Source organism: Bacillus cereus group sp. BfR-BA-01441, assembly GCF_022663075.1.
Classification (GTDB): Bacteria; Bacillota; Bacilli; order Bacillales; family Bacillaceae_G; genus Bacillus_A; species Bacillus_A cereus.
The window spans coordinates 1-6,804 of record NZ_JAKUEU010000143.1 but is presented as its reverse complement, the minus strand read 5'-3'; the positions used below and the strand labels follow the sequence as shown (position 1 = coordinate 6,804).

Here is a 6,804-nt window from a genome sequence, read left to right as displayed (position 1 = left end):
ATAAATGTTTTCAGTTGTTCTTTCAGAATTATCATTTTCAGTTATAAATTTTACAATTGTATTTTCTTCGTGTTGAGTAAGTTCATCACCTAAACTAAATTCCTGTAGATGGAACTTCACAAATTGTAATGTTCTATCTACAGCTTGTTTATTTGCTTCTTTTTCATCTATAGATCCAATATTAAAAGGATTTATACTACTTATGTTGCTGGGGTTTATAGAAATTACTTTCCCTCCAAATTTCTTTGCAATTTCCTCAAAACTTTCTTTAGATTCTTTCATGCTTATAAAACTCCTTTTCTATATTTCTTTATTTTTTAAAATTTACTTACATTTAAATTCAAAAGCCATATAACACGCCAGATACTAAAATAGTTGTAACAATCATTACAATTGCTAATACAAATGTACCATAAAACCAAACTTGATCAGACAAAGATTCAATCCCAAACCAATCATTCATTTTTTTATATTGATTAAATACAATATCCTTTAATCTTTGAACACCTAATTGTTTATTTTCTAATCGAGAATATTTTAAAATAGGTTTATTATCAGTGATTTTCAAAATTGTATTCGCCATAAAAATCAATCCTTTCCTAACTATTTTTTAGAGTAAGACCTTTCCAAAATTCGGTATCATTGAAAAGGTCTTACTGTAATTTTCAAACCTGAACTTGTAAAAAATTATCAAATCGCGTTTGACCATCTTCTAACTTTTCTAGGGCATCAAATTCATTCAAACCATGCATTTTTTTAAACTCATTTACTTTTCTAGTGATCCACGTTATATATTCCCAAGTTATCCATTCATCACCCTCTGATAATGAATGTACTTTACAAAATAATTTAAAACGATAATTACAGTTATTTAAGTTTTTCACTATAAACATTTTCTTGTTCTCCCACTACATTAAATTTCTTGATAGCATAATCTAACATACTGAGTCATATTGTTTTTTTTCAATTGTTCCCATACCTCTTGATATGTTAAGTTGTCGTATCGTTCATCCATATGACAGTGATAAATTCCTTTGTCTACATTAAAATAAAGAAGGGAATACCCTGTGATAAAATGTGGTGTTTTATTTTCCACCAACTCTTTCATTTTCTTTTTTGTCACACTAACTACATGACCTCTTATGCCTAGCGGTGGGCTTAACTTAGCCATATTAATACTCCTTTATGATTATCTGTATTAGATTGCTAATTTAGTATCAGATAGCTCTTTCTTTTTAAATAATGACAACAACTCTTTTCTTGCCATATCTATTTCATCTATCCATTTAGTAAATTCTAAAATATGTCCTTGTTCTAATGCTTTTTTTCTTTTCACTTCACCGTATTCTAAAAACTCTTTCAAATCCTTCTGTTTCCCAACATCTTCTGGAAGAACATCACCTAATGAAGAAATATTTTGATTAAATGCTTGATCTAGTTGATGGAACAATTCCATTAATCTAACTTGATTCATTTTTAACGCTGAATGTGTTTCTGTTAAACCATTGTCTTTTTTACGGTCAAGGAACCCAACAACACTTTTTAATTGATGGTGAACTTCTTGCAATTTAAGATCATTCTCAATGATTTGTAATTCAACAATTTTTCGAGCGAAATTTAAAGACGGAAAACTTTGTTTAGACATTTCCACCAATTCAGCTTGATCAACGTTTAATTCAATAATTTTTTTCATTTTGATTTCTCCCTCCAAAATTTAATTGATACTTTATTAACTTATCTTCATTATAACAGAATATATATTGAATGTATAGTGAATATGTATTAAATGTACAAATAAAAATAAAAAAAGGTACATTCAATATATATTGAATGTACCTTAAAGGGAGTTATATGTATTGAATACACATTAAATAAGTATTCAATATTATGATGTTCTAACGGAATACTTTCACTCTTTAACTTCTTTCACTAATACTCTATAGTGGAAACGTTGAATATTATAACCACCAGCATGTGTTGTCCATACATGAGCTTTTCCTTTACTTCCAATAACAGTACCATTTATCGCTCCATTTTGAGCAATTCTTAAAGCTGTTGCATCTGAAATTTCACCAGCAACCTCTTTAATACGTTCTATAAAATTTTTCTTTTTATTATTAACTTCATCAATCAAGTAGTTTTCTAATACTTCTTCGAAATATTCACCATGCTTAGCATACTTCACAAAAATATCACTTATCTTTTTATTATGTGCTTTAAAAAATTCTTGTTTTTCATCATGCAAACATTGTGTAATGTAATGATTTATAGAGAACCCTTGTAATCCTTTTTCGATTGCTTCACTTTTAAACTTCTGACGATCTCCTATTTTTAAATATTCTTCTTTTTGCTGTATGTAATGTTCAAATGCTTTCTTTTTCCATTCATTTAAAAATGTATCAATAACAGCTAACCCATCTTTTTCATTTAACTTTTCATCAATATATGTAATGTATTCTTTTAACTTAGCATTAGTATCTAATTTAATATTTATTAAACTTTTGCTAGTTCCTTCTTTTATATACTTTTCATTCCTTTCAATAGCTTCTATACAATTAATTCTATAACGTGATAATTCTTGTTTATTCATAACTTCAACAATTTCAACGCCTTTTTCATTCCGTACCTTTGTTAACACTTCTAATTCTTCATTAGTTAGCTTTTCCATATATAACTTCCTTTCTTGATAATTGTTTTTTAAAATTTAGAAAGACCTTTTCACTATTGATTGAAAAGGTCTTATTTAATTTATGCTTCTTCTGGAATAACCAATTCAAAACAGGTTTCCTCTTTGTTGATATTAAACATATGATATTGGATAGCTTCTTTTTTAAGCTCACTTTCAATTACATTCCTAGTTTCTTTTAAAACAACTACCTTTCCATCTTCTTTTAACTTCTCAATTCTCTGTTGTATGTATAATTCATATCTTTCAAATTCGCACTGTAGATCTTCTTTTACCTTCGATTCAGGCTTATTATAATCATTTGCAACTCTTGTAACAGTTAGGGATTTTAAAACATCTGTGTCTCTTAAAAACATTCCGCGTGAAGAACTAACAACTAATTCTAAAGTTTTTTCATAAGATACTTTCATAAGATTATCCTCCATTTATAATGAACTTTTATTTATTAACATTTTTTAACTTAATTAAATTATACCACAATATACATTGAATGTATAGTGAATATATAATAAAGAATAAAAAAAGTGAGCTTATGCTCACTAGAAAATTAGTTATTTCATTTTTATTTATCCATATCATTAAAAATAAAATGTGCGGCCAGCACATTCAGATCCACTCGGATTTCATGATCTTCTTCCGGTAATTTAATATCAACGCTATTATTTTTAGAATCACAAATATTTATTCTATTACGTTCTATGTCTTTTGTTGCAAAGTACGTTATATTTTTAAATGATAATACCTCAACTGTTTTATTAGTTTCACTTGAATAAATTTTACCTATTTCTTTACAATCCTCACAATCTATATATTTAACTAGGTAATTTATAGCATCTATTATCTTTCTGTGACTGAACCTTCTTAACCCTGTAGCACTTTTAACAGCATTTAATATAATGCGTTTTTCACTCATATTAAAAGAAAATTCTTGCTTTGTAGAATCATGATCTTTTATTTTAGAGATTTTCTTATGAAATTTATCTTTAATTATATTAAACTGTTCTTCATCTACATTTAAAGTTGTATTTAGCTCTATTTTATTATAGTTCATATTTTATTCCTCCATATATAATACTTATTTAATATAATACAATAAAGGAGACTTCTATAGTCTCCTTATTTTTCTAAAGGTAAAATTAGTGTCGGATTAACATAATCACTAATTTTATAATTTTGTTTTTCTGTTGGTACTTTTTTTACAACTAATTTCGGTTCATGTATACCCTCAACATACTTTACTATTACACTTTGTCTATTAGAAAGTATTTGTAGATCCCCTTTTTCATTTATATACTTAATTTCTGTATTAAATAATTCCACATCATTTGCAATGATATCCATTGATCCATTTTCAAGACCACTTTCTTCTATTCTTGAATATTCGATTACTTTATATTCTGTTTCAGGAAACTTTTCTACAGCATCTACTAAAGAGTTTTTATATTCAAGTGCTGAATATGCCCACCAAACACCCAAGATCCCCATAATAGCTATAAAAATCATACATGCTATTAAAAGCCTATCTTTATTTTTCTCACTTGTCTCACACATTCTCCACACCTCTTTTATTTAGAAGTAACCATTCTTTTTACTTTTGAAACTACTGATTTTTGTTTTATTTCTTCATATAAGTTATATAATGATTCTTCTGTAATAATTTCAGGAAAATATCCCTGTCTTTCAATTAAAATGTTCTCTAATATGCATTGTCTACGTGTCCAGAACACATACGTTTCTCTTTGGGGATTAATTAGCTCTTTAAATTTTTCGCGTTCTTCTGGTGTAATACCATCAACTCTTATTGCCTTTTTAAATATGTCCAATCCCATATAGGCTTCGCGTTTAGCTTCTCTAACATCTTTTAATAAGACATATAGCTGAAACATATTATAGCTTTTTAATACTTCTACAGATTGCTTTGCATCTTCTACAGAAATATTGAAGCGTAGTTCATTGAAATCAAACCTTTGTTTCCCATCATTAACTTTTAAGTCACCTGTTCTTTTATCAATCAGATCCCCACCACAATAAGAACAGATCAAAGATTCTGGAAGCATATTTTCATTTACAATTATTTTTTCCCCACAATAAGCGCAATGTTTCATTTTTATCTCCCTTTCTTTGATCTGTTTTTTATTGTTTTATTTGTTTGTTAGCAATTCATGTAGATCAATCTACATGAATTGCTAACGCTGTTTCACCATTTGACATAACCGCTACCTTATTCATTTTCTTTTGTAATTCCTGAATTTGTTCATCTGATAAAGATATTGTATTTCCTTCATTATCATATGAAGCAAAATACACATTTCCTTTTATATAAGCAAAAGCTTCTCCTTTATGTAGTATCAATACATTCAGTTTAAGATCTTCTCGGAATAACCCTTCATCATTGCACCATAAATCAATTTTTGGTGTGATCCCTACACGCTCTATATATCCATCTACGATTTTTTGAAAAACTTCCAGCTTATTTTCCACTTCCACCACTTGTAATTGTTGTTGGTTCTGATCTAATCTAGCTATGCGAATTTTCATGTTAAAGCATCCCCAATCTATAATTTTGTGTTATTTCTTATATACTTATTATACCATAATATATATTGAATGTATAGTGAATGTATATTAAATGTGTATTTATTTCAAAAAAAATAACCTCAACACATACCTAGTATTAATTCAATAAACACTAGGTATATATTAGGTACACATTAGTAATTATCCAGATCCTAAAATATATTTCTTATACATTTTTCAATCGTATAAAGTTTTTTCGAAATTCCACCTTCTAGATCTCAAATTACATAATTATGTATAGATTTTGATATAGATATAAATCTAATGCTATATATATATTTATTCTATGCTTAAAATCTATTACCTTTTTATGGTATAGTTCGATTTTTAGATGTTTTATGTTTAAAAGATTTTATGTTTTCCCCTTGTTTTTGGGTGGAAGGCTAGGGACTGGGGTGAAGCGTAGCGAGGGGCTAGCCCCTTATAGTGTCATAAATATATAGAACAGGAACAAAAGCTTAGGACGGAAGCTCTGGCGTTTCAGGGGGGTATACTGGATAGTACAAGTCGATAACCATAACAACCTAGTTTTTGGTATGTCGGCTTGACGCGAAGCAAAAACCCCCCTGAATTTCGGAATGCTAAAAAGCCCAACGGGAAGGTGGAGATTTTTTTGAGTGCTTTTTCTCAAAAAAATACTACCTGTCTTTTGCATGGAGAAAAGCCCTTGTTGGGTGAAAGAGAAGGGGAGACAAAAAAATCCCTCCTAAGTTAATTAGGAAGGATTTTTCAACATTTTACACTGTAGCTGTATCTTTTTTTACATCTACATTATTTTCTGGTTTTTGCTCTGGTTTTTGCTCTGGTTTTTGCTCTGGTTTTTGTTCTGGTTTTTGCTCTGGTTTTTGCTCTGGTTTCTGTTCTGGTTTCTGTTCTGGTTTTTGCTCTGGTTTTTGCTCTGGTTTTTGCTCTGGTTTTTGCTCTGGTTTCTGTTCTGGTTTCTGTTCTGGTTTCTGTTCTGGTTTTTGCTCTGGTTTTTGCTCTGGTTTCTGTTCTGGTTTTTGCTCTGGTTTCTGTTCTTCTGGTTTTTGTTCTTCTGGTTTTTGTTCTTCTGGTTTTTCTTTTTCTACTACTTTTACTGTCACTGTTGTACTAGATGTATTTCCTGATTTGTCTGTTGCTGTTACTGTTACTTGAATATTACCCACATTGCTTGTATCGTATGCTCCAATTGTTAATACTGGATTTGGGTCTTTATTATCTGATACATTTACTAGATCACCAGCATTTAAACTATCTCCTTGATGTACTGTTACACCTTCTTTTGGTGTTAATACTGGTGCTTCTGTATCTTTTTCTTCCTCTTTTTCTACTACTTTTACTGTCACTGTTGTACTAGATGTATTTCCTGATTTGTCTGTCGCTGTTACTGTTACTTGAATATCTCCTACACTACTTGTATTGTATTCTCCAATTGTTAATGCTGGATTTGGGTCTTTATTGTCTGATACGTTTACTAAATCACTAGCATTCAAGCTATCTCCTACAAATACTGTTACACCTTCTTTTGGCGTTAATACTGGTGCTTCTGTATCTTTTTC

The 6,804-nt window shown here is 29.3% G+C and carries 10 protein-coding genes and 2 pseudogenes; all 12 read right to left on the bottom strand.

Features of this window, described 5'->3' with window-relative positions; genetic code table 11:
- Positions 1 to 282, bottom strand: a pseudogene (locus MR107_RS28675) (hypothetical protein); the annotation flags it as partial.
- A gap of 58 nt (positions 283 to 340) precedes the next feature.
- Positions 341 to 583, bottom strand: coding sequence for a DUF3961 domain-containing protein (locus tag MR107_RS28670; RefSeq protein ID WP_242293051.1), 243 nt, complete (start codon positions 581 to 583; stop codon positions 341 to 343).
- A gap of 82 nt (positions 584 to 665) precedes the next feature.
- Positions 666 to 893: a hypothetical protein gene (locus tag MR107_RS28665; RefSeq protein ID WP_242293050.1), complete on the bottom strand. Its 228-nt coding sequence runs from the start codon at positions 891 to 893 to the stop codon at positions 666 to 668.
- 20 nt (positions 894 to 913) lie between these two features.
- A complete protein-coding gene (locus MR107_RS28660) occupies positions 914 to 1,171 on the bottom strand; it encodes a hypothetical protein (RefSeq protein WP_242293049.1) in 258 nt (85 codons plus the stop codon).
- Between the two features lie 27 nt (positions 1,172 to 1,198).
- A complete protein-coding gene (locus tag MR107_RS28655) occupies positions 1,199 to 1,693 on the bottom strand; it encodes a hypothetical protein (protein ID WP_242293048.1) in 495 nt (164 codons plus the stop codon).
- Between the two features lie 216 nt (positions 1,694 to 1,909).
- Entirely contained in the window at positions 1,910 to 2,668 is a 759-nt protein-coding gene (locus MR107_RS28650; RefSeq protein ID WP_242293047.1) for a hypothetical protein, read from the bottom strand.
- An 80-nt stretch (positions 2,669 to 2,748) separates the two neighbouring features.
- Complete coding sequence (locus tag MR107_RS28645; protein ID WP_242293046.1) at positions 2,749 to 3,096, bottom strand: hypothetical protein; 348 nt, start codon at positions 3,094 to 3,096, stop codon at positions 2,749 to 2,751.
- A 152-nt stretch (positions 3,097 to 3,248) separates the two neighbouring features.
- Positions 3,249 to 3,737, bottom strand: a complete 489-nt coding sequence (locus tag MR107_RS28640; RefSeq protein WP_242293045.1) for a hypothetical protein — start codon at positions 3,735 to 3,737, stop codon at positions 3,249 to 3,251.
- Between the two features lie 65 nt (positions 3,738 to 3,802).
- On the bottom strand, positions 3,803 to 4,237 hold the full coding sequence (locus MR107_RS28635) for a hypothetical protein (protein WP_242293044.1): 435 nt from the start codon (positions 4,235 to 4,237) through the stop codon (positions 3,803 to 3,805).
- Between the two features lie 14 nt (positions 4,238 to 4,251).
- Positions 4,252 to 4,791, bottom strand: coding sequence for a hypothetical protein (locus MR107_RS28630; protein ID WP_242293043.1), 540 nt, complete (start codon positions 4,789 to 4,791; stop codon positions 4,252 to 4,254).
- A 64-nt stretch (positions 4,792 to 4,855) separates the two neighbouring features.
- Positions 4,856 to 5,224, bottom strand: a complete 369-nt coding sequence (locus MR107_RS28625; RefSeq protein WP_242293042.1) for a DUF3846 domain-containing protein — start codon at positions 5,222 to 5,224, stop codon at positions 4,856 to 4,858.
- A gap of 776 nt (positions 5,225 to 6,000) precedes the next feature.
- Positions 6,001 to 6,804 (bottom strand): annotated as a pseudogene (locus tag MR107_RS28620) (adhesin); the annotation flags it as partial.